Source organism: Promicromonospora iranensis (genome assembly GCF_028994805.1).
Taxonomy (GTDB): Bacteria; Actinomycetota; Actinomycetes; order Actinomycetales; family Cellulomonadaceae; genus Promicromonospora; species Promicromonospora iranensis.
Genome location: NZ_JAJQQP010000022.1, coordinates 17,379 through 37,558, shown reverse-complemented (window position 1 = coordinate 37,558; position 20,180 = coordinate 17,379). Strand labels below are relative to the sequence as shown.

At 69.7% G+C, this 20,180-nt stretch carries 19 protein-coding genes; 6 read left to right on the top strand and 13 right to left on the bottom strand.

Features of this window, described 5'->3' with window-relative positions:
- The first annotated feature begins 36 nt into the window (after positions 1 to 36).
- The 3 genes from LUM46_RS26235 to LUM46_RS26225 are packed head-to-tail and all read left to right on the top strand — an operon-like array spanning position 37 to position 4,062.
- Entirely contained in the window at positions 37 to 2,220 is a 2,184-nt protein-coding gene (locus tag LUM46_RS26235; protein ID WP_274998227.1) for an MMPL family transporter, read from the top strand.
- 22 nt (positions 2,221 to 2,242) lie between these two features.
- Positions 2,243 to 3,400, top strand: a complete 1,158-nt coding sequence (locus LUM46_RS26230; protein ID WP_274998225.1) for a sensor histidine kinase — start codon at positions 2,243 to 2,245, stop codon at positions 3,398 to 3,400.
- The gene (locus LUM46_RS26225) at positions 3,400 to 4,062 is read left to right on the top strand and encodes a response regulator transcription factor (RefSeq protein ID WP_274998223.1); all 663 of its coding nucleotides are present in this window, start codon (positions 3,400 to 3,402) and stop codon (positions 4,060 to 4,062) included. Before LUM46_RS26230 ends, LUM46_RS26225 begins: the two co-directional genes overlap by 1 nt.
- A gap of 12 nt (positions 4,063 to 4,074) precedes the next feature.
- On the opposite strand, the gene LUM46_RS26220 is transcribed toward LUM46_RS26225, so the two are convergent.
- The 7 genes from LUM46_RS26220 to LUM46_RS26190 all read right to left on the bottom strand — a co-directional run bounded on the left by LUM46_RS26220 (position 4,075) and on the right by LUM46_RS26190 (position 10,029).
- Positions 4,075 to 4,836, bottom strand: coding sequence for a YdcF family protein (locus LUM46_RS26220; protein ID WP_274998222.1), 762 nt, complete (start codon positions 4,834 to 4,836; stop codon positions 4,075 to 4,077).
- A gap of 86 nt (positions 4,837 to 4,922) precedes the next feature.
- Positions 4,923 to 5,132: a hypothetical protein gene (locus tag LUM46_RS26215; RefSeq protein WP_274998221.1), complete on the bottom strand. Its 210-nt coding sequence runs from the start codon at positions 5,130 to 5,132 to the stop codon at positions 4,923 to 4,925.
- Complete coding sequence (locus tag LUM46_RS26210; RefSeq protein ID WP_274998219.1) at positions 5,129 to 6,565, bottom strand: MFS transporter; 1,437 nt, start codon at positions 6,563 to 6,565, stop codon at positions 5,129 to 5,131. The genes LUM46_RS26215 and LUM46_RS26210 overlap by 4 nt, the downstream gene beginning before the upstream one ends.
- A gap of 51 nt (positions 6,566 to 6,616) precedes the next feature.
- The gene (locus tag LUM46_RS26205) at positions 6,617 to 7,345 is read right to left on the bottom strand and encodes a DUF3159 domain-containing protein (protein ID WP_274998216.1); all 729 of its coding nucleotides are present in this window, start codon (positions 7,343 to 7,345) and stop codon (positions 6,617 to 6,619) included.
- A 49-nt stretch (positions 7,346 to 7,394) separates the two neighbouring features.
- Positions 7,395 to 8,642, bottom strand: coding sequence for an NAD(P)/FAD-dependent oxidoreductase (locus LUM46_RS26200; RefSeq protein WP_274998213.1), 1,248 nt, complete (start codon positions 8,640 to 8,642; stop codon positions 7,395 to 7,397).
- Positions 8,639 to 8,830, bottom strand: coding sequence for a ferredoxin (locus LUM46_RS26195; protein ID WP_274998212.1), 192 nt, complete (start codon positions 8,828 to 8,830; stop codon positions 8,639 to 8,641). Before LUM46_RS26195 ends, LUM46_RS26200 begins: the two co-directional genes overlap by 4 nt.
- A complete protein-coding gene (locus LUM46_RS26190) occupies positions 8,827 to 10,029 on the bottom strand; it encodes a cytochrome P450 (RefSeq protein WP_274998210.1) in 1,203 nt (400 codons plus the stop codon). Before LUM46_RS26190 ends, LUM46_RS26195 begins: the two co-directional genes overlap by 4 nt.
- Before the next feature lie 287 nt (positions 10,030 to 10,316).
- Between LUM46_RS26190 and LUM46_RS26185 the strand changes: the two genes are divergently transcribed.
- On the top strand, positions 10,317 to 10,796 hold the full coding sequence (locus tag LUM46_RS26185) for a MarR family winged helix-turn-helix transcriptional regulator (RefSeq protein WP_274998208.1): 480 nt from the start codon (positions 10,317 to 10,319) through the stop codon (positions 10,794 to 10,796).
- 246 nt (positions 10,797 to 11,042) lie between these two features.
- Here LUM46_RS26185 and LUM46_RS26180 read toward each other — a convergent pair whose 3' ends face one another.
- The 5 genes from LUM46_RS26180 to LUM46_RS26160 all read right to left on the bottom strand — a co-directional run bounded on the left by LUM46_RS26180 (position 11,043) and on the right by LUM46_RS26160 (position 16,353).
- The gene (locus LUM46_RS26180) at positions 11,043 to 12,143 is read right to left on the bottom strand and encodes a hypothetical protein (RefSeq protein ID WP_274998207.1); all 1,101 of its coding nucleotides are present in this window, start codon (positions 12,141 to 12,143) and stop codon (positions 11,043 to 11,045) included.
- Positions 12,140 to 12,706, bottom strand: a complete 567-nt coding sequence (locus tag LUM46_RS26175) for an RNA polymerase sigma factor (protein ID WP_274998206.1) — start codon at positions 12,704 to 12,706, stop codon at positions 12,140 to 12,142. The genes LUM46_RS26180 and LUM46_RS26175 overlap by 4 nt, the downstream gene beginning before the upstream one ends.
- A gap of 223 nt (positions 12,707 to 12,929) precedes the next feature.
- Positions 12,930 to 13,508, bottom strand: a complete 579-nt coding sequence (locus LUM46_RS26170; RefSeq protein ID WP_274998204.1) for an LPXTG cell wall anchor domain-containing protein — start codon at positions 13,506 to 13,508, stop codon at positions 12,930 to 12,932.
- A complete protein-coding gene (locus LUM46_RS26165; protein ID WP_274998203.1) occupies positions 13,505 to 15,745 on the bottom strand; it encodes an ice-binding family protein in 2,241 nt (746 codons plus the stop codon). The genes LUM46_RS26170 and LUM46_RS26165 overlap by 4 nt, the downstream gene beginning before the upstream one ends.
- A 128-nt stretch (positions 15,746 to 15,873) precedes the next feature.
- Entirely contained in the window at positions 15,874 to 16,353 is a 480-nt protein-coding gene (locus LUM46_RS26160; protein ID WP_274998200.1) for a hypothetical protein, read from the bottom strand.
- A 541-nt stretch (positions 16,354 to 16,894) separates the two neighbouring features.
- On the opposite strand from LUM46_RS26160, the gene LUM46_RS26155 reads away from it, so the two are divergent.
- On the top strand, positions 16,895 to 18,001 hold the full coding sequence (locus LUM46_RS26155; RefSeq protein ID WP_274998199.1) for an ice-binding family protein: 1,107 nt from the start codon (positions 16,895 to 16,897) through the stop codon (positions 17,999 to 18,001).
- A 220-nt stretch (positions 18,002 to 18,221) separates the two neighbouring features.
- On the top strand, positions 18,222 to 19,067 hold the full coding sequence (locus tag LUM46_RS26150) for a DUF1963 domain-containing protein (RefSeq protein WP_274998198.1): 846 nt from the start codon (positions 18,222 to 18,224) through the stop codon (positions 19,065 to 19,067).
- Positions 19,068 to 19,126: 59 nt separating this feature from the next.
- Here the strand turns inward: LUM46_RS26150 and LUM46_RS26145 are convergent, their stop codons facing one another.
- Positions 19,127 to 20,107 (bottom strand): alpha/beta hydrolase family protein, encoded by a 981-nt coding sequence (locus LUM46_RS26145; protein ID WP_274998197.1) that lies wholly within the window; start codon positions 20,105 to 20,107, stop codon positions 19,127 to 19,129.
- Positions 20,108 to 20,180 lie beyond the last annotated feature (73 nt).

Here is a 20,180-nt window from a genome sequence, read left to right as displayed (position 1 = left end):
CGAATCGAGAAGGTGGAGTGGTCTCCCATGGCAGGCATGCTGAGTCGTCTTGGACGTTTTTCTTATCGCCGCAGGTGGCTGGTCGTGGTGGCGTGGCTGCTGGCGCTCGGCGGGGCGGTGACGTTCGCCGTCACCTCGGAGGGCCCGGTCAACACCCGGGCGACGATCCCCGGGATCGAGTCGCAGCAGGCGTTCGACCTCATCGAGGAGCGCTTCCCCGACGCCGCGACCGACGGCGCGTCGGCGACGATCGTGTTCGTCGCACCCGCCGGTGAGGACCTCGCGTCCGCGGAGAACGCGCAGGTCGTGGACGAGACGCTGGCTTCGTTGGCCGACAACCCGCAGGTCGTGCGGGTGACCCCTCCCTCCGCAGGCGGAAGCATCAGCGCCGACGGCACGACAGGATTCGCATCGGTGTCGTACGAGGTTCCGTCGTCCGAGGTGACGGAGGCATCGCGCACGGCACTGGCCGACGCGGTCGAGGAGGCACGCGACGCCGGGTTCACGGCGGAGATGTCAGGATCGGCGCTCAAGACGGGCACCCAGATGAGCGTCATGGAGCTCGCCGGCGTCGGGATCGCCGCCGTCGTGCTCGTGATGACCTTCGGCTCACTGCTGGCAGCGGGCCTTCCCCTGCTCACGGCGCTCATCGGCGTCGCCATCTCCTTCCTCGGCGTCTGGGCCGTGGCCGGCCCCCTGGGGATGACCATCACGACCGGCATGCTCGCACTCATGCTCGGGCTGGCGGTCGGAATCGACTACGCGATGTTCGTCGTGTCGCGATTCCGGGAGGAACGCCATGGACCTGACGACGGCTTCGAGGCGGCGGGCCGCGCGGTGGGAACGGCGGGCTCGGCCGTGGCCTTCGCCGGGGCGACCGTGGTGATCGCACTGGCCGGACTCACGGTGGTGGGCATCCCGTCGCTGATGAAGATGGGCCTGGCCGCCGCGGGTGCGGTGGTGATCGCGGTCCTGGTGGCGCTGACACTTGTTCCCGCGCTGCTGGCGTTCGCGCCGAACCGGGTACTGTCACGTGCCCAGCGTCGCGGCGACTTCAACCTGCCGTCTCGCCGTCCGGTGGCGCGGTCGTGGATGCGGACCGTGCTGCGTCGCCCGCTGCTGATCACCCTGGCGGGTGTGAGCCTCCTCGCCGCGGTCGCCGTCCCGGCGCTGTCGCTCCAGCTCGGCACCCCCGGAGACGCGTCGTTGCCGGTCACGGAAACCCAGCGCCGCGCGTACGACCTCCGGGCCGAGGCGTTCGGTCCCGGGTTCAACGGACCGCTGACCGTCGTCGTCGACGCGCGGGACGCAGCCGATCCGGAGGCCGCGGTGGCCCAGGTCGCCAGCAGCATCAGCTCGACGGGCGGCATCGTGTCGGTCTCGCAGGCCAGCTTCAACGAACAGGGCGACACGGCGATCCTCAGCGCGGTGCCCTCGACGAGCCCGACCGACGAGCGCACCGAGGATCTCGTCGATGAGCTGCGCGCCGCCCGGCCGGATCTCGAGGCCGCCGAACACGTGACCTATGAGATCACCGGTACCACCGCGCTGGACATCGACATGGCTCAGAAGACGCAGTCCGCGCTCGTGCCCTATGTGGGGATCGTGATCGGCCTCGCCGTGCTGCTCCTGATGATCGTGTTCCGTTCCGTCTGGATTCCCGTCACGGCGGCGCTCGGCTTCCTGCTCTCCCTCTTCGCCTCGCTGGGCGTGATCGTCGCGGTGTTCCAGTGGGGCTGGGCGGCCGACCTCCTCGGCATCGAGCAGACCGGGCCGGTCATGAGCCTGATGCCGATCCTTCTCGTGGGCATCGTGTTCGGGCTGGCGATGGACTACCAGGTGTTCCTGGTCTCGCGGATGCGCGAGGCGCACGTGCACGGCCGGCCCGCGCGGGAGGCGATCGAGACCGGGTTCGAGCGGAGCTCGAAGGTGGTCGTCGCCGCAGCGGTGATCATGATCGCGGTGTTCGGCGGATTCGCCACCGCCCACGAGCCGTTGATCAAGATGGTGGGACTCGGGCTGGCGTGCGCGGTGTTCTTCGACGCCTTCGTCGTACGCCTCACGCTGGTGCCCGCCATCCTGCAGCTGCTCGGCGAGCGGGCCTGGTGGCTGCCCCGATGGCTCGATCGCGTGCTGCCGCGGGTCGACGTCGAGGGCGAGTCGCTGCAGGAGGAGCCGCACGAGCAGCGGGAACTCACCGATGCGGCAGCCACACGGTGACCATCCGGGTAGTGTCCGCGGCATGAACGTGTTGGCGGCGCTGGTGGCGTTCGTCTTCGCTGCCCTCGGTGCGAGCGTGAGCACCGAGGGCATCTTCCGGCCGGACGCCCTGCTCCCTGGGGCGTTGCTGAGCCTGGTGGCGAGCGCGGCTCTGCTCGTGTCCGAACGCTGTCCGAGGGCGGCGGCCGTCGTTGCGATCCTCAGCGGGGCCGCCGCCTGCGCGCTCGGGTACCTCCCGACGCCGTTGCTGCTGGCGCCGCTGATCGGATGCCTGTATCGCCTCACGGTCCATCGCGGCGCCACTGCCGCCGGCTGGTGGACGGGAGTCGCGGTGGTGGCCGTGTCCCTGGCCGCGGTCGTGGCCGACGTGCAGCCGACGGCAGCGGAGATCCTCCTGCGCACGGTCGGCGTAGCCCTGTGGCTGCTGCCGGCGGTCTTCGCCGGCCGGCTCGCCCACGCGCAGCGGGCGTACCTGCAGGTCGTCCAGGCGCGTGCCGAGGACGCCGAACGCAGCCGGGACCAGGAGGTGGGACGCCGGTTGGACGAGGAGCGCCTGCGCATCGCTCGTGACCTCCATGATGTCGTCGCACATCATCTCGCCGTGGCCAACGCACAGGCCGGGACGGCCGCCCACCTGCTGGGGAAGAAGCAGCCCGAGCAGGTGTCCGAGCTCCTGGCAGGGCTCGGCGAGTCCACGTCGGCCGCTCTCCGGGAGCTCAAGGCGACCGTCGGGCTGCTGCGCCGTCCTGGTGACGACTCCTCCGAGGCGGCGCTGCCGGCACCCGGGCTCGACCAGCTGCCCGATCTCATCGAGGCGTGCCGGGTGGCAGGGATGGAGGTCCGCGTCGTCGGGGTCGGGACGCCGCGGCCTCTGCCGGCGCTGGTGGAGCTCACCGCATTCCGTGTCATCCAGGAAGCCCTGACCAACGCGACGAAGCACGGCGACCGTCCCGCGGTCACGGTCACCCTGACCTATGACGACGACACTTTCTCGGCGCACGTGGTCAACCCGTCCACCGGTTCGGCTCGAGCCGAACCGGGCGGGTACGGCCTGATCGGCATGCGTGAACGCGCGCTCGCCGTAGGCGGCTCCGTCGCTGCCGGTCCCCATGACGAGGACCAGTACGCGGTCACGCTCTCGATCCCGCTGACCCGCTGGCAGGAAGGCCCGGTGCCCTGATGATCCGCATTCTCCTCGCCGACGACCAGGCTCTGCTGCGTTCGACCTTCCGCATGCTCATCGACTCCTGCGACGACATGACCGTCGTGGCTGAGGCCGCCAACGGCGAGGAAGCAGCCGAGCTCACCCAGGCGCACCGACCCGACCTGGTCCTGATGGACATCCGGATGCCGGTGGTGGACGGGCTGGTGGCGACGCGGCGCATCTGCGCGACGCCCGAGCTCCCCCACACGCGGGTCCTGATCCTCACGACGTTCGAGACGGACGAGTACGTGGCCCACGCCCTGGAAGCGGGGGCGAGCGGGTTCCTCGGCAAGGACGTCACGGCGGATGCGCTCCTCGCCGGAATCCGCACCGTGGTCGGCGGCGAGGCCCTCCTGTCGCCGGCGGCCACACGCGCGCTGATCGGCCGGTACCTTTCCGGTACCGGCACCACGGGCGCCTCCCCCACCGGATCGCTCGCGAGCCTGACCGACCGGGAACGCGAGCTGACCGCGCTCGCCGCTCACGGGCTGTCGAACCAGGAGATCGCCGAGCGGCTGTTCGTGAGTCCTCTGACGGTTCGAACGCACATCCACCGGGCCATGATGAAGATCGGCGCGCGCGACCGTGCCCAGCTGATCGTCGCCGCCTATCAGCAAGGGCTGGTCCGTGTGCGGTGAGCGGTCCGGTGATCACCGCCCCGTCGCGACGAGCTTCGTGATCGCCAGCAGCTCTCGCACGTGGTCCACGGGGACCTCGAACCACGGTGTGTCCGCGTGCGTGTGGGTGCTGCGGATCCCTGCCTTCTCGGCGATCCTCGCCGCCCGGAGCACGTGGTAGTCGCTCGTGACGAAGGCCGTCGTGTGGTCCGTGCCGAAGCGCGCCTCCAGCAGTCCCTTGGCGTAGGCGAAGTTCTCGGAGGTGCTGGTCGACCTGTCTTCCCGGAGGATCCGGTCCTCCGCGACCCCGTGCGCGACGAGGTACCTCTGCATCACGCGGGCCTCGGTGACGGTCTCCCCGGGCGCCAGACCGCCGGCGACCACGATGACGGCGTCCGGGTTCGCCACGGAGTAGTCGACCGCCACGTCGAGCCGGGAGCGGAGCGCCGGCGTCGCCTCTCCGTCCTTGACAGCGGCCCCGAGGACGACGACGGCGTCCTCTCGCTGCGTGGCGGTGTCCGTCCGGCCGAAGGCCACGAGGGCGGCGGAGAAGAGGAGCATCAGTGCCGTGAGGATCGGGACGAGGAGCCGCGCCCACCGAGGCGGCCGCGGGTAGAGGCCGTGGAGCAGGTAGAGGACACCGAGCACGAACGTCGCGATGACGCCGGTATGGATCCTGACCACGCTCAGCACGAGCAGGGCGTCGAGGACCAGCACCGCTCCGACGACGGTCCAGAGGTGTGCGGCCGTACGGGTGCCGCCGTCCAGGCGGCGAGGATCCGGGACGCGCGCCATGCGCGCCACCGTACTGCCCCGGGTACCGGATGACATGACGCCACTCGCGATCCTGCTGATCAGCGGGGCTGCGGCTGTATCAGCAGCTACCTGGGGCGGCCGTCGCTCTGGGAGATCGCTCGGATCCCCAGCTGGGCCACCCAGTGCGACACGTCGTAGCCGAGGTCCGAGTCCTCCAGCGACCAGAACTCCGGGTGCTCAACCTGGTAGGTCACAAGGTCGGCGTAGTTGTCTCTGTAGCGGGTGTTCCGGGTCGCCTCCCACAGGTGCGCCGGCGACCGGCCCGGCCGTCTCACCGGCGTCGCCATCCTTTGTGACGGCGGGACCAAGGCCGGGTTCGACCTGAAGGGCGCCTCCGCCTCGCTGCCCGCGGGTGGGTCGTGGCCGGGCGACGGCGGCGGATGAAAGCGGCGATGACCAGGGCGAGCAGCGCCGCCGACGCGCCGATCAGCAGGATGATGGTGAACGCGGTCCGGTCTGGGACGACATGCCCGCTGACCGTCGTGGTCATGGTGGCGAGGAGCAGCCCGGTGACCGCGCTGGCGGTGGTGGTGCCCAACGACCGGCAGAGGTTGTTCAGGCTGTTGGCCGCTGCGGTCTGGCTGACGGGGACCGCGCTCATGATGAGCGACGGCATCGCGCCGTAGGCGAGCCCGATGCCGCATCCGACGAGGGCGGAGCAGACGAGCAGCTGCCAGAGTTCGCTGTGCCACAGAGCCGCGAAGACGTAGCTGCACACGACGACCGAGGCACCGACCATGAGCGCCGTCCGCGGTCCGGAGCGCACGGAGATCATGGCCGACACCGGCGACATGGCGATCATGCACGCTCCGCCTGGGGCCTGCAGGAGGCCGGCAACCAGCATCGACTCGCCGAACCCGTACCCCGTCGCCGTGGGCATCTGCAGGAGCTGGGTGAACACCAGCGAGCTGGTCAGCATGGAGAAGCCGAAGACCAGTGAGGCGGTGTTGGTGAGCAGCACCTGCGGCCGACGGCTCACCCGTAGGTCGATCAGCGGCTGCACGGTGCGCAGCTCCCACACGCAGAACAGCACCAGCAGCGTGGCCGCGCCCGCGAACGATCCGAGGGTGGCGACGCCGGTCCACCCCCAGGTTCCGCCCTGGGAGATGGCGAGGAACAGACCGACCAGCGCACCGGATAGCAGTAGCGCCCCCAGCGGGTCGAACCGCCCGCCCGGAGGGCGCGACGTGCGGGGCACGACGAGAAGGACAAGAAGACCTGCGACGGCGGCCAGCCCGCCTGCGGTCCAGAACAGGACCCGCCAGTCGGCGTACTGCGCGAGCAACGCCGACAACGGGATTCCCAGCGAGGCCCCGATGCCGAGCGACGTACTCATCACCGATGTGGCGGAGGCCAGCCGGTGCGAGGGCAGGTGGTCGCGAAGCAGGCTGACGCCCAGCGTCACCACGCCGGCGGCAGTTCCCTGCAGCGCGCGACCGGCGACGAACCAGCCGAGCGAGGCGCTGAGCGCCGTGACCGCGGAACCCACGACCAGCAACGCGAGACAGGACAGCAGGATGCGTCGCTTGCCCCACATGTCGGCGAGCCGACCCGCGATCGGGATCGACACCGCCCCCGCGACCAACGTGGCCGTCAAGGCCCACGAGGCGTTGCCGGGGGTCGTGTGCAGCAGCGTCGGCAGATGGGGCAGCAACGGGATGACGAAGGTCTGTTGCAACGACACCGTGATCCCTGCGAGGGCGAGCACAGCGATGAGTGTCCTCGGCCGCGATGTCACGGGTTCCGGCTGGTTCACGGATTACTCCGCCGGCCTGTGACTGGTGTTCCCGATGGCTTCACCGGTGTCCGCCTTTTTCGGGCCGAGCTGCTTGCTGCTGCGCCGGAAGGCCCACACGATGACCAGCGCCACGAGTGCCGACAGCGGCGTTCCCATCGCGATACGGGCGACACCGAGTGCGCTGGTGTTGTCGGCGACGTACAGCGACAGCTGGACGGCGAACCGGGCGCCGAGCACGCCGGCGGCGGCGAGGGTGGCGATGGCATGGGCACGAAGGACCCTGCGATCGGTCCACCACCTGTACTTGCGGCCATGCACGAAGTTCCAGATGATCCCGGTGGCTGGCCGGCGGACCAGCACTGAGCCAAGGGTGATCACGAAGCCCGCCAGGTAGGCACCGATCCCCACCGCGAAGTAGTTCTTCGCCGACCCGGTCAGTGCCACGATCCCTGCGGCGATCACGACGCCGACCAGGCTGCCGACAGCCGAGGTCCACCGCTCACCGCGCACGAGTCGGAACACCGTCAGCACTGCCCCCGCCAGCAGTGCGACGGTGATCGTCATCGCCAACGAGAGGAAGAGGTTCGCGGTGACGAACACGACGACGGGGACGGCGGAGTAGACGAAGCCCTTTCGCCCGCCCATGTGGCCGACCATCGCATCGGCCCGGGCCGGACCCGTGTCAGCGGGTGACGCCGGGACAGTCATGTGGTCGTCGCCCGTCGGGTCCTGTTGCTGCAGGTTGGTCATGTTCGATCCGTCCTTTCCGGCGGTGTGCCGGCGTTGACAGGGCAGGAGGTCAGCGGGTGGCGGAGCGCGTGGGCGCCACCGTCCGGGCGAACGCGATGGCTTCGTCGAAGCGGGCGTGCTGGGCGATGAGCCGGCGGTACTTCATGACGTGGCGCTGCCCGTTCAGAGTGAGTACCCCGGTCAGCCGGTCACCCTCGCGATACAGGGCGACGAACTCGTCTCCGGCCGGGTCGCCCGAGACGATCTCGTAGCCGTCGTTGGTCGCGATACCGGCGAACTGGATGCGTGAGCCGTACCAGTCCGACCAGAAGTACGGCACCGTCACGTAGGACCGGGCCTCTGCCGGAGATACCGCGTTGCGGGCGGCCCGCGCTCCCTGCTCGGCGGCGGCGGACCAGTGCTCCGCCCGCATCGAGCGGTCGAACAGGAGGTTGTGCCAGCGGGCGACGTCCCCCGCGGCATAGACACCGGGGGCGCCGGCACGGAGGAACTCGTCGCAGACCACGCCGTCGTCGACAGGCAGTTCGCTGCCGGCGAGCCAGTCGGTACGGGGCACCGCCCCCACCCCGACCACGACCAGGTCGGCGTCGATCACGGTGCCGTCGGTGAGGCGGATGCCCTCGACCCGGCCAGTACCCTCGACCGCGACCACGGCCTGTCCGCAGCGCAGTGCGGTGCCGTTACGGGTGTGCAGCAACGCCAGCGCGGTACCGAGGTCGGGCCCGACGGATCGGGCCAGAGGGGTCGGTAGCGCCTCCACGACCGTGGCCGGCAAGCCACGCTCGCGCGCGGCGGAGGCGACCTCGGACCCGATGAACCCGGCGCCCACAACGACGGTGCGAGCGCCTTCGTCCAGGGCGCGGCGAACCGCGCGCGCATCGTCGAGCGTGCGCAGGACGTGCACACCCGCCAAGCCCTCGGTGCCCGGCAGGCCGCGGGCCGCGGCGCCGGTGGCGACGACCAGCGCGTCGTAGGCCACATCTTCACCGCCGACGTGCACGACCCGGGCATCCGGATCGAGTCCGGTGGCCGGGGTGCCGAGCAGGAGCTGCACTCCTAGGTTGTCAACGAGCTCGGCGTGGCTGCGGAAGGTCACCGGGTCGGTCGGCGCTCCAGGGGCCAGCAGATCCTTGGACAGCGGCGGCCGGTCGTAGGGTAGGTGGGGCTCGTCGCCGATCAGGGTGATACGGCCTGAGAATCCGGCCTTGCGGGCGGCTTCGACCGCCCGCAGGCCGGCGAGCGAGGCGCCGACGACGACGAGCGACCTGGGTTCGGTGCGGACCGTCGCTGCGCTCACGACTGCAGCCTCAGGGCCATGGTGGGGCAGCCCTCGACAGCCTCGGTCACTTCGTTCTGGGCTTCTTCGGGTACCTCGGTGGACAGCACGACCAGCTCACCGTTGTCGTCCACCTCGAACACGGTGGGCGCGAGGGCCTCGCAGATTCCGATACCCGTGCACTTGGCCCGGTCCAGGACGATCCTCATCGGACGGCGGCCCCCTCGTTCGCGGAACCCAGGCGGACGTGCATGGTCCGGACGCCCGGCACCATGGTCGAGCGCATCCGCAGCACCTCGCCGGTGAGCTCGATGCGGTCGAAGCGGGCGAGGAGTTCCTCGAAGAACACCCGGGCCTCGAGCCGCGCCAGCGACAGACCCAGGCAGGCGTGCTCGCCGGTACCGAAGGCCAGGTGCGGGTTGGGCCGGCGGGTGATGTCGAACCGCTCGGCGGTGTCGCCGAAGACGTCCTCGTCACGGTTGGCGGCGCCGTAGAGCAGCACGACCGCTTGCCCCTTCTTGATGGTCTCGCCGCGCAGCTCGACGTCCTCGGTGGCCCAGCGGGTCATGTGTGTGACCGGGGAGACGTAGCGCAGCATCTCCTCGACCGCGGCGGGGATCAGGCTCGGGTCGTGAACGAGCATCCGCAGCTGCTCGGGGTGGTTGATCAAGGCAATGGTGCCCAGCGCGATCAGGTTGCGTGTGGTCTCGTTACCGGCGACGAGCAGCAGGTGCAGGAACGACATGAGTTCGTCGTGGGACAGGCTCTCGCCGTCGACCTCGGCGTCCATCAGGATCGAGATGAGGTCGTTGGTGCGGTCCTGCTCGCGCAGGTCGATCAGCTGACGGAAGTAGGTCGTCAGGGCCCCGAACGCCTCCTGCGAGGACAGCTTGACGTCGGGGTCGGCCGAGCCGACGGAGGCGTCGGACCAGGCGCGGAACTGTTCCCAGTCCTCGGCCGGCGCCCCGAGCAGGTCGGCGATGATTCGGACCGGGACCTTGGCGACGTACCCCTCGGCGTACTCCAGCTCGATGCCCGCGGGTGCGGCGTCCAGCACGTCACGCACGATCGCGCGGACGTCGGGCTCCATCGCGTTGATGTGCTTCGGAGTGAAGCCCTTCGAGATCAGCTGGCGCATTGCCTTGTGCCGCGGTGGATCGGTCGTGATCAGCATCGGGCGTGAGTCGACCGTCCGAGGCTTGCCGTCGGGCATCAGCACCCCGTTTGCCGAAGAGAACAGATGCGGCCGAGCGCCGATGAACTTGATGTCCTCGTAGCGCGTGATGCCCCAGAATCCGCCGTTGGCGCTGGTCCAGTGCACCGGGGAGCTATGGCGTAGGTCCCGGTAGGCCGGTGCGGGGTCGCCGATGTAGAAGTCCGGCAGGTGTAACGGGTAGTTCGGCTCCATGTGTGCGCTCCCTGTCGTGGTGGTGTGGGTGGCGATGTGCCCTGGCGCGGCCGTCAAGGGTGCTGCCCACTGACGCAATATGAGGCACGCTACACATAACTTATGATGCCGTCTACACGTATATTCGCTGTGGCGCCGTGCTCGGCTCGAGTCGGAGGAGCGGCGGCACACAGGGCTCCCGTACGCTGCTTAGGAGGCGGTGCACACGTAAATTCGCATCAGAACGGCGGAGCGTGGACCGCATGGCCCTCACTCATCAGCTCGACGATTGGACGTGGTGACGCCACATGGCGCGACAGACATTCGAGAACCGGGTCTTCGACGCGATGTCGTCGCTCACGCGGACGACGGAAGACTTCTTCGAGCGAGTCGCCAGCGACATCTCCCCCGGACTACGCCGCGGCACGGCCGCGGCGCTGTTCGTGCTGCACCGGACCGGACCACTGCGGGTGTCACAGCTCGCCGGTGAGCTCGGCCTGGACCGGACGACGGTGACGCGTCATCTCGACGACCTGGAGTCCCGCGGCCTGGTGGCCCGGCAGCCCGACGAGCAAGACCGGCGCGCCATGGTGGCGACCCTGACCCCCGTCGCCCAGGAATTCCTCGACGACATGCGAGTGCGCAACCGCGCGTTGATCCGACGCGTCTGCGCCGACTGGACACGCGAAGAGCGGGCGATGTTCGGGCTGCTGCTGCCGCGCTTCGCCACCGAGGGAGAGAAGGTGTTCGGCAGCGCGCCGGCGCCGAGAACCCGAGGGGCCTCGTGACCGTTCGCGTGGGACCGGCCGAGCCCGGTTGAATGGAGTGCGACCGGCGGCACCGACCCGGGGAGAGCGAAGCACGCGAAGGTCGTCCTCAACCTCACGTTGGGACCGGCGCACCGGTACGAGGCGATCGAGAAGTTGAGCAAGGCCTTCGGTTCGAGGGCGGTATCTGGACGACCCTGCCCCGAGCTGGAGGCCCCTCGTCATCTCGTGGCAGCCCTCGCCCATGTCCTTGTAGGGCTGGGTTCCTTATAGGGCTGGGGCGCCTGTACGGGGGGTGGCGAGGTCGAAGCGATCAAGCTGCGGATCATGCGGTCCGACGAGCTTGAGGCGGCCGGCGAGCTCGCGGACCTCGGACTCCGGGAGGTTGGCCATGACCTGAACCCGGGCGCCCGTATCCGTGGTCCAGGTGGCGTACCGGAACCCGCCGTTGTCGCCGCTACGCATCGCAGTCCTCGACGGCGTGGGAACCGTCAAGCCGTCAGCAGGGATCGGGTTGATGCTCGCCTGAGCAGCCCAGGGTGCCCCCCTCAGCTCGACATGGATCTGGACCCAGGGCTCGCCATCCTTCTCCGTCGGGTCGTTGTTGCCGTACTTCGCAGACCACGTCGCGTCGCGATCGGACGACGGCAGCGGTGAGAGTGCCTGAAGACCAGGAGGAGCAAGGACTGTCGCTCGTGCAGACGTCTCACCTTCGTACGAGCCCGCGACCGACGTGACCGTGTCACGATCCAGGCCGGCAGAGGTGACCAGGTAGCTGCCAGCATCGGTACGCCACTCGACCCAGACGCCCCAGCCCAGATCGACGAGCCAGGCGTCCTCTGCCCCTGATCCGAGCGCGACGCGCTCCGCGCCCTCGAAGTTCTCAAGAGGGCCCAGCGGGGTCTGCGCATCACCACTCCATATGGTCAGCACCGCATCCTCAGGAGATCCATCTGCCCGGAAGAAGGCGGCGACCGGTGTGGCACGAGGACACTCGTCAACGGTCATCCACACGTCACTCAGCGCAGCAGGCGTCGGCGGCTGAAGGAGATAGGTTGCGCCCTCCAGAGCACCCGGATCCGTCGTTTCAGCGGGCGAGCACTCCGCGGCAGACACCGGCATGCTCCCTGCCGCCGCAGCGAGCGGGACCAGGCTCTGCTGATTGCGCAGGACGTTCGTACCGATCGCCACGCCGACTCCCAGCACCGTCACGGCTGCCATCGCTCCGGCGATCTGCGTCGTGCGGCGGCGTGATGAACGCTCCGTCCCGGTGCTGATCCCCTCGAGGACCGCGGTTCTGATCCGTTGGCGGCGGTCTGCGGACAGAGGCTCGACGACAGGGGCAGAATCAAACCGATCATTCATCATGGCTCCTTCGCGATTCCCTCGTCGAACGAGTTCTGCAGTCGGGCGCGAGCACGCGAGAGGCGACTCTTCACCGTGCCCACGGGCACTCCGAGAGACAGCGCCGCAGACGCGTGATCAAGACCTTGCCAGAGGCACAGCTCGATCACGTCCTGATCGATCTTGCGCAGTCGCCGGAACGCCGCCAGCACACGTCGCGCGTCCACTTCACGGTCAAGGGCCTCGGCGACACTGTTGGCGTGATCCGCCTGGGGAGGCTCGGCTGTGAGTCTCGCGAGGGCGCGACGTGCACGCACAGCGGTCCGCGCATTGCGCCGCAGAGTCATTCTCGCTATGCCGAACAACCAGGGCAGCGGAGAGCCGTTCTCGAGACTCGCTCGAGCGCGGCATCGCCACGCCTCCAGGAAGACGGTCGACATGAGGTCTTCGGTCAGTTCACGGCTGTCAAGACGTCGCGCCAGGTAACGGTAGATGGAGTCGCAGTGGCGGTCGTAGATTGCGCCGAACGCCGCAGCGTCGTCCTGCGTTACTACAGCTCGCCACAGGGCTCCATCCGCGGGCTCCACGTGCAGAACCTCATGGGTGCCGGCGGCAGCATCGGGCGGTCGAGATCGCACGCCGATTGAGTCTACGGAGTGGATCGGCTGCGAAGACGCAGCCGCGGCAGCCGGAGCACTGGTCACACTGAGTAGGTGCCCGCAGCGGGCCTCGGGTTCCATCTGACACTGAGCTGCTGAGTTCGGGCACATCGTCGAGGGCGCAGTCCAGGCACTCGACGGCAGTAGTTCATCAGGGCGTGTCCGGGTTCGCGGTGTACCTCAGGTGGACGGTGGCCCGTTGGCATGCGTCTTGGTTGACGGGCTTGTCGGCGAAGCCGATCGAGGCTCCGCTGAACGCCGCCGACCCGCCGTCCGGGCCGAGCGTCCTGCCGACGGCCATCGTGTCGCCCAGGAGGCGGTAGTCCGAGGCGTCACAGGCCGAGGCCGGCGTACCCGGTGCGGTGGCGACAGAGATGATCTCGACGGTGACCACGTCGATGTAGGTACTGTCCGTCCCGTTGTTCACGACGCGTCCGGTGATGGGCACCGGTGGGACACCGGGCGCCAGGTCGTCCATGGTGGAGGTCTGGGTGACGGTCAGCGAGTTGTCGGCGGCCACGCAGTCCACGGCCGCGGCAGGCCGGGCAGTTCCGGGACCGAGCAGGGCCACGGCGCCGACGAGGAGCACCGCCGCCAGCGTGACCGGCGCTCGTCGGCGCCGGCGTGCCGCGACGGCGAGCACTGACCCGACGACGAGGCAGGCGAGCGCGATGATCAGGAGCAGGCCGAGGTCGTCGGGGCCGGTCCTCGGCAGGGGGTCGCAGTTCATGGTGTCACCGTCGCGTCGTCGTGGATCGCTTCGTCTACCGGGTCGCGTGCTACCGGGTCCTGCTCGGCCGGCTCGTCCTGCTCTGGCGGCGGCGTGGCTTCTTCCGTCGTCGTGGCTTCGTCCGAGGGCACCGTCTCGTCAGGAGCCTCCGAGACCTCGGGTGACGCCGACGGCTCGGTCTGCTCCAGGACGTCGGGCTCCTCGGTGGGCACGAGCGAGGCTTCCGGGTCGGCCGACTCCACCTGGGGCTCCTCGGACTGCGCGACGCCGGCCGACGGCGCCGGCGTGACACCGGTGAGCGTGCCGCCGGCCACGGTCACCGTGCCGCGGGACAGCGCCCGTCCGGTCAGTGCCGTGCCCTCGCCGAGGGTGATAGCACCCCGGGCGAGAAGCGAACCGGACATCGACGAGTTCGCGCCGGTTCCTATGGCGCCGGCGACCACCCAGAACACGTTCGCGGGTTGTGCCCCGTTGACGAGCGACACGTTGCTGGCCGCCGCGGTGTCCAGTGCTGCATCGCCCAGGAAGATGAACACGGCGCCAGGATCGCCCTCACCGTCCAGGGTCACGGTCCCGGTGACGGCCAGCGCGGCAGTCTGGTGGTGAACACCCGCGTGGAAGACCTGTCCGCCCAGGTCACCGACGATCTCGGTGTGCGGCGCACGCGAGGACGCCTCGTCCAGCGCCGCGAGCAGGTCCGCCTGAGCGGTCGCCGCGGTGGGGTCTCCGGCATGCAGCTGCCCGGCATAGGTACCCGGCGGAAAACCGGTCACCACGGCCGAGGGGCTGACGCCGAGGTCACCGCTCATCGTCGTGGCTCCGGTGCTGACCACACCGGTTCCCGCGAGGACAGAGAACGAGACGGCGGACCCGAGGTCCACCGGCGGAGGGTTCACCTCGACGGTCAGGTCCTGGACGGCAGCGGCGCCGTCGCCGTTGGCGGCGCGCACCCGGGCGACCACCTCGTACCGGCCCGCGGAGAGCTCCGCCGCACTGACGCTCCAGGTGCCAGCGGCGGTGACGGTGGTGGAGAGGCTCTGGCCGTCGACGGTGACACTGACCGCGCTGCCCGGCGCGGCGCTGCTCACGCCGGTGATGTCCGGCGTGGTGTCCTTGGTGATCGCAGCGAGCCCGCCGTCGACAGCGACGGTGGGCGGCTGAGCGTCGGTGAACCTGATGGTGTTGAACGCGAGCGTCACCGCGTCCAGCGAGAGCGCCCTGCCGATGAGCTCGGTGCCCGCGCCGAGCGTGATGGCCCCCTGCGCGACGATCGAGCCGGACAGGAAGGAGTTCGCCCCGGTCCCTGCCGCGCCGGCGACCACCCAGTACACGTTCGACGCCTGCGCGCCGCCGACCAGGGTGACGACGCTGGCGGCGGCGGTGTTGAACGCCGCGGACGTCTGGAGGACGAAGACCGCGTCGGGGTCACCCTGCGCGTCGAGCACGAGGGTCCCGGTCAGGGCCATCGCGGCAGTGCTGTGGTAAGTGCCCGGTGTCAGGGTGCGGCCGGCGAGGTCGCCGACCAGCTCGGTGTCCGGCGGTCTCGTGGACAGGTCCGCGTAGGCACCGGCCAGATCGGCCTGCGCGGCGGCGGCGTGCTCGTCGCCCGCATGGATGTCACCCCCGACGTCCGTCGAGTCGATCCCGCTCACGGTGGTGCCCGGGCTCACGCCGAGGTCACCACTGACCGTGGTGGTACCGGTGCTGACCACCGCGGTGGCGGCGAGCACGGAGTAGCTCCGCGCGTCACCCAGCAGGGCGGGGGCCGTGACGCTGACCGTCGCGCTGGGCGCGCTCCGGGCCGTCCACGTGGCGAAGACAGCGGTCACGACATACGTATATCCGCCGACCGGGACGGCCTCGTCGATGCAGTCGTTCCCGCCGAGCAACGATGTGGGGCTGCTCCCGCAGGCCGGGGCGGTCGTGTCACCGTCGTGCCGCACCACGTAGTAGCCGTCGGGCCGCACGCCGCTCTCACCCGGGGTCCAACTGACAGGGACATCCGCGGTGACGGACTCCGGCACGGTGACACCGACGGGTGCGGAGAGGGTCGCCGTCGCCGCTGTCGCGGCCGCCGAACCAGCGGAGCTCCAATAGGCAGCCGCCGGTGCGGTCCCGACCACCAGGGCCCCGACCACCAGGGCCCCGACGAGGGCGACCAGGGCGACCATCCCACCGCGCGTGCGCGTGACGCCGCTGTCACGGTGGGTTCGGAGCCGGCTCGCGGATGTGCTCATGATCGACGGCAACGTTCTGTTCATCATGCACGGCAGCAGCGGACGGCGTCCGTCGCCACATCAGGACGATGACGCCCGACGTGTGCGCAAGGGGATGACACGCGCACCCGCCGGACCTCGGTCATGGGTCAGGAAGCGGTGAAGTACAACGGGACATCCTGGCCTTGGCAGTCGTCCTGGTTCTCGGTGGTGTTGGCGAGCGTCACCGTGACGGTGCCGCTCACCGAACCACCGGGGGCGATCTCCCCTGCGGTCGGTGCGGTGGTGACCTCGGCCGTGTAGTCAGCGGCCAGGCAGCTGCCCGTCGGCACCCAGGCCGTCCCGTCGGCGGTCGCCAGAGCGACGGTGACCGCGGTCAGGTACTGGGTTCCTTCACCGGTGTTGGCGACGGTGAAGTCGACGGTCTGCCCGGCGCTACCCGGAGCGAGCGTGCCGACAGCGGGATCGCTGGTGATCGTGAACGCGACGCTCTCACCGGTCGTCGCGGTACCGGAGCCGGTGCCGGTCGCGGTCCAGTAGGCGAAGGCTATGCCGGCCCCCGTGAGAGTGAGCGCCACCGCAAGAATGATGGCAGTGCGTTTCTTTCCACGGTTCAGGGTCTTTTCCATGACGGGCTCCTTCAAGCTCGGCGGCCCGTTGCAATGGGGCCTTGACGCGATGGGATGCGAACCCCGCCCTCAGAGCAGGAGCCACGTTCGCAACGTATCAGCCGCAATTTCACCCGCTTCCATGGTGATGGACCAAATAGCCCGCAATGTCGGACACCCGCCGCAGGGCGGGCTCTCCCCCGAGCCGCCCGATTTCGAATGGTGAATACGGATAAACGTGTGTACATGCAGGTCAGCGAAGGTAGCGAAATCTCCGTCCCGCCTGAACAGGTAGTACATCCAGGTGCGACACAGCCCCTCCGGACCCTGGATACCCCATCGGGAGGAATAGGAGTACACCGCCCAAAACGTGCAAGACGAACTGAGCCGGAGGAATATTCCGAGAGCGGAATCACCCACCAATGCGTAGTGTCCACCAACACATCCACAATGCGCGATTGAGCCTCCGGGACTCGGAGGATTAGAAGGGGTTTTCATGAGTATTCATGAAGTCGAGTATGCAGAGACGGCCCCACGGCCGCGTTCGCTCCGACGTGCAGCCATGGGCACGGCCCTTGCACTGGGCGGCTCGCTCGCACTCGTTCTCGCGACGCAGCAGGCCTGGGCGATCGGCACCCCGGTCGACCTCGGCACCGCCGGCACATACTCGGTGCTCGGCGGCCAGACCGTCACCAACACCGGGCCTTCGGTCCTCTCCCACAACGTCGGCGTGAGCCCGGGTACGGCGATCACGGGGTTCCCGCCGGGCCTCGCCCTGGGCGACACGCACGCCGCGGACGCCCACGCGCTGCAGGCGCAGAGCGACCTCGTCACCGCGTACAACGACGCCGCGGGCCAGGCGCCCGACGAGAGCATCTCCGGCGACCTGGGCGGGCTCACCCTCGAGCCGGGGGTCTACAACGCCTCCAGCTCGATCGGGCTCACCGGGACGCTGACCCTCGACGCCCAGGGCGACCCGGACGCGGTGTTCATCTTCCAGGTCGGATCCGCCCTGACGACCGCGAGCGCCAGCAGCGTCGAGCTGCTGAACGACGCGCAGGCCTGCAACGTGTTCTGGCAGATCGGCAGCTCAGCCACACTGGGCACGGACACCACGTTCGTGGGCACGATCATGGCGCTGACCTCGATCAGTGTCACGACCGGCACCACCGTGGACGGACGTGCCCTCGCTCGCAACGGGTCGGTCACCCTGGACTCCAACGTCTTCACCCGGAGCGCCTGCGAGAGCGCTCCGCCGACCTCACCGCCGCCGACGGGCAGCCCTTCGCCCAGCGACAACCCGACGGGGCCTCCGACAGACGGTCCCACCACGCCGCCGACCGGCGGTCCCACCCCGCCACCGACCCCGCCCGGTGACGGTGGTCCAGGCGATGGCAACGGGGCTCCCGGCGGTCCGGACGACGGGAACGGCAGCGGGAGCGGCGACGGCAGCGGCAGCGGCAGCGGCAGCGGCGACGGCAGCGGAGCTGGCGGACCTGGCGGAGCCGGCGGAGCTGCCGGAGCTGGCGGAGGCGACCGGGGCTCGGACACGCTCGCCGCGACCGGGCCGTCCGTCAACGCGCCCCTGCTCACCGCGTCGATCGCTGCGATCCTCGCCGGCGTCGGCCTCATCGCAACCAGCCTTCGGATGCACCGCCGCAGGCCCTGACACGCGCGCGGCCGTGGTGGCCCTGACCGGGCCACCACGACCGTTCGACCGACGGAACCCCGCGCGTTGCAGAGTCATCCGGCCGAGACCTGCGACAAGCGGTCTTGTATCAGCCGGTCCCGGGAGCCCGCACCCTCATGCTCCGCACCCTTGCCGTCTTCTCCTGACCGGCAGCCACGGGCACCATGGGTCGTCGGTGGCGGGCACTACGCTCGCCGGTGTGACGGCTGAGGAGCTCCGAGAGATGCTGGCTGCCTTTCGTACGCGGGCAGTGGACGAGGGATACCCGTGGGAGGACATCGACCCGTTGCCGGCCGAGGAGGTGGACCGGTGGATCGGGCACGTCCGGCCTTGCGCGGTCCTCACCGGTGGCGGAGACGGGCCGGTCGCCGGCCGGTTCGGCGGACCACTGCTGCTGCCTGTCGAGGCCCCGGACCCTGAGTACCCGTACCTCGCGTCCGTCGACCTCGCCGCGCTGCCGAAGGACGCGACGGACCTGCCGCTGCCGTCCGACGGACGCCTGCTGCTCTTCGCGTCGCTCGACGAGACGGACGGCGACGGCAACTGCGGCCAGGCCGTCTATGTCCCGGCCGGCACACCGGTGGAGGAACGTGACAAGAACACCTGGAGCGGCTACCCCGGCGACGACTACGACCAGAAGGTCGTCGAGTCCTACCCGCAGGGCGAGCTGAGAGTCAGCACCGAACCGGACCTGCCGTACCACCCCCTTCCCGGGTTTCCACACGCTGACGAGCTGATCACCGTCTGGTGCGACGCAGCTGACAGGAGCGGGCATCTGCAGGTCGGCGGGTACGCGGACCAGGAGGACTCCGACCCGGACCCGCTGGAACGCGTCGCGACCCGCGCGGTCCGCGCAGCGGAGCGCGGGCGTTGGGGTGGTGATGAACCAGTGTCGGGCGCCGTCGAGGACTGGGTCCTGCTGGCCCACTGGAACCCGGCCATCACTTATCGGGAAGGCGCAGACGTCCAGTGGGGAATCCAGCGCGCGGACCTGGAGGCCCGTCGCTTCGACCGCACCTTCAGCACCGTCTACCGGAATCCCTGACCGCGCCGGGAGCGGTCAACCGTCTGCAAGACATGACGTGGCGGCCTCAGCACTGGGGACTACGCGCCCCCGGGTCGCTTGCTGTCGATGCGGCCGAGTGCCGCACCGGTCTCGCCCAGTGCTGCGATGGCCTTCGCCCATCCGGCATCGGCCGGGTCCAGCGCGCTGCGGAGGTAGGCGGTGGCCAGTCGCTGCAGGACCGCGACGCGCTCCGGGTTCTCGTCGGTGGTCTCGGCGGCTTCCCAGCTCGGGATGCCGCCCAGGGAGTGCTCGGCGCCGTACAGGGTCAGCAGGTCGGTGGCGCCCGGGCTGTGGGTGTAGACGTCCGTGAACCAGTCCGGGCCGCGGCTGGACATCTTCGACTGGTCGCGGTCGCCGGCCACCACGAGCGTGGGCGTGGTCAGCTCGGTGAACGACGGGTTCATGAACGGGAAGTGTTCCTGGGCGAAGGGGTGCAGCTCTTCGCCCCCGATCCCGGTGGCGGCCAGCAGCATGCCGGCCTGCACACGCCGGTCCGCATAGTCCTCGCCGGCCCAGCCCGTGCTGTCGAGAACGCGGGCACCGAGCAGCATCTGCACGGTCTGGGCGCCCCAGGAGTGTCCGGCCGCGACGACCTGCTCCCGATCGACCCGCCCGGCAAGGCCTGGCACCGCACGTTCGATCGACTCGAGCTGGTCCATGATCCGCACGAGGTCGGCGTGCCGCTCGGTCCAGACCTGGCCGAACCCGGGGTCGTCGAACCCGATGCCATCACGACGGGAGTCAAGGTGCGTCGGCTGGACGACGACGAACCCGCGAGACGCCCAGAAGGCCGTCAGGGGTGCATACCCGTCGAGCGACCACCCGTTGCCGTGCGAGAACAGCAGCACCGGCAGGTGCTGCCCGGTCGCGGGGGCAGAGACGCGCACGTCGAGCGGGAGCGCTCGGCCTGGCGCGTCAAGACGCACCGGAGCGACCGATACGACTGGATCGCCGGTGCCGACGACGGCGTCGAGGGCATGGACGATTGGGGTGTCGGTCGTTGCAGGAGTACCGCTCATGGGAGATCACTCGTCCTTTGTGTTCGAGGCCTCCGTCGGTGACAATAGAAGCGGAGCGCCGCTCCGGAACAAT

Coding starts and splice junctions, on each gene's coding strand:
- LUM46_RS26145 (WP_274998197.1), bottom strand. CDS start 20,107: ATGAGCGGTACTCCTGCAACGACCGACACCCCAATCGTCCATGCCCTC.
- LUM46_RS26155 (WP_274998199.1), top strand. CDS start 16,895: ATGGGCACGGCCCTTGCACTGGGCGGCTCGCTCGCACTCGTTCTCGCG.
- LUM46_RS26230 (WP_274998225.1), top strand. CDS start 2,243: ATGAACGTGTTGGCGGCGCTGGTGGCGTTCGTCTTCGCTGCCCTCGGT.
- LUM46_RS26185 (WP_274998208.1), top strand. CDS start 10,317: ATGGCGCGACAGACATTCGAGAACCGGGTCTTCGACGCGATGTCGTCG.
- LUM46_RS26165 (WP_274998203.1), bottom strand. CDS start 15,745: ATGAGCACATCCGCGAGCCGGCTCCGAACCCACCGTGACAGCGGCGTC.
- LUM46_RS26195 (WP_274998212.1), bottom strand. CDS start 8,830: ATGAGGATCGTCCTGGACCGGGCCAAGTGCACGGGTATCGGAATCTGC.
- LUM46_RS26170 (WP_274998204.1), bottom strand. CDS start 13,508: ATGAACTGCGACCCCCTGCCGAGGACCGGCCCCGACGACCTCGGCCTG.
- LUM46_RS26160 (WP_274998200.1), bottom strand. CDS start 16,353: ATGGAAAAGACCCTGAACCGTGGAAAGAAACGCACTGCCATCATTCTT.
- LUM46_RS26235 (WP_274998227.1), top strand. CDS start 37: ATGCTGAGTCGTCTTGGACGTTTTTCTTATCGCCGCAGGTGGCTGGTC.
- LUM46_RS26220 (WP_274998222.1), bottom strand. CDS start 4,836: ATGGCGCGCGTCCCGGATCCTCGCCGCCTGGACGGCGGCACCCGTACG.
- LUM46_RS26225 (WP_274998223.1), top strand. CDS start 3,400: ATGATCCGCATTCTCCTCGCCGACGACCAGGCTCTGCTGCGTTCGACC.
- LUM46_RS26205 (WP_274998216.1), bottom strand. CDS start 7,345: ATGACCAACCTGCAGCAACAGGACCCGACGGGCGACGACCACATGACT.
- LUM46_RS26190 (WP_274998210.1), bottom strand. CDS start 10,029: ATGGAGCCGAACTACCCGTTACACCTGCCGGACTTCTACATCGGCGAC.
- LUM46_RS26180 (WP_274998207.1), bottom strand. CDS start 12,143: ATGATGAATGATCGGTTTGATTCTGCCCCTGTCGTCGAGCCTCTGTCC.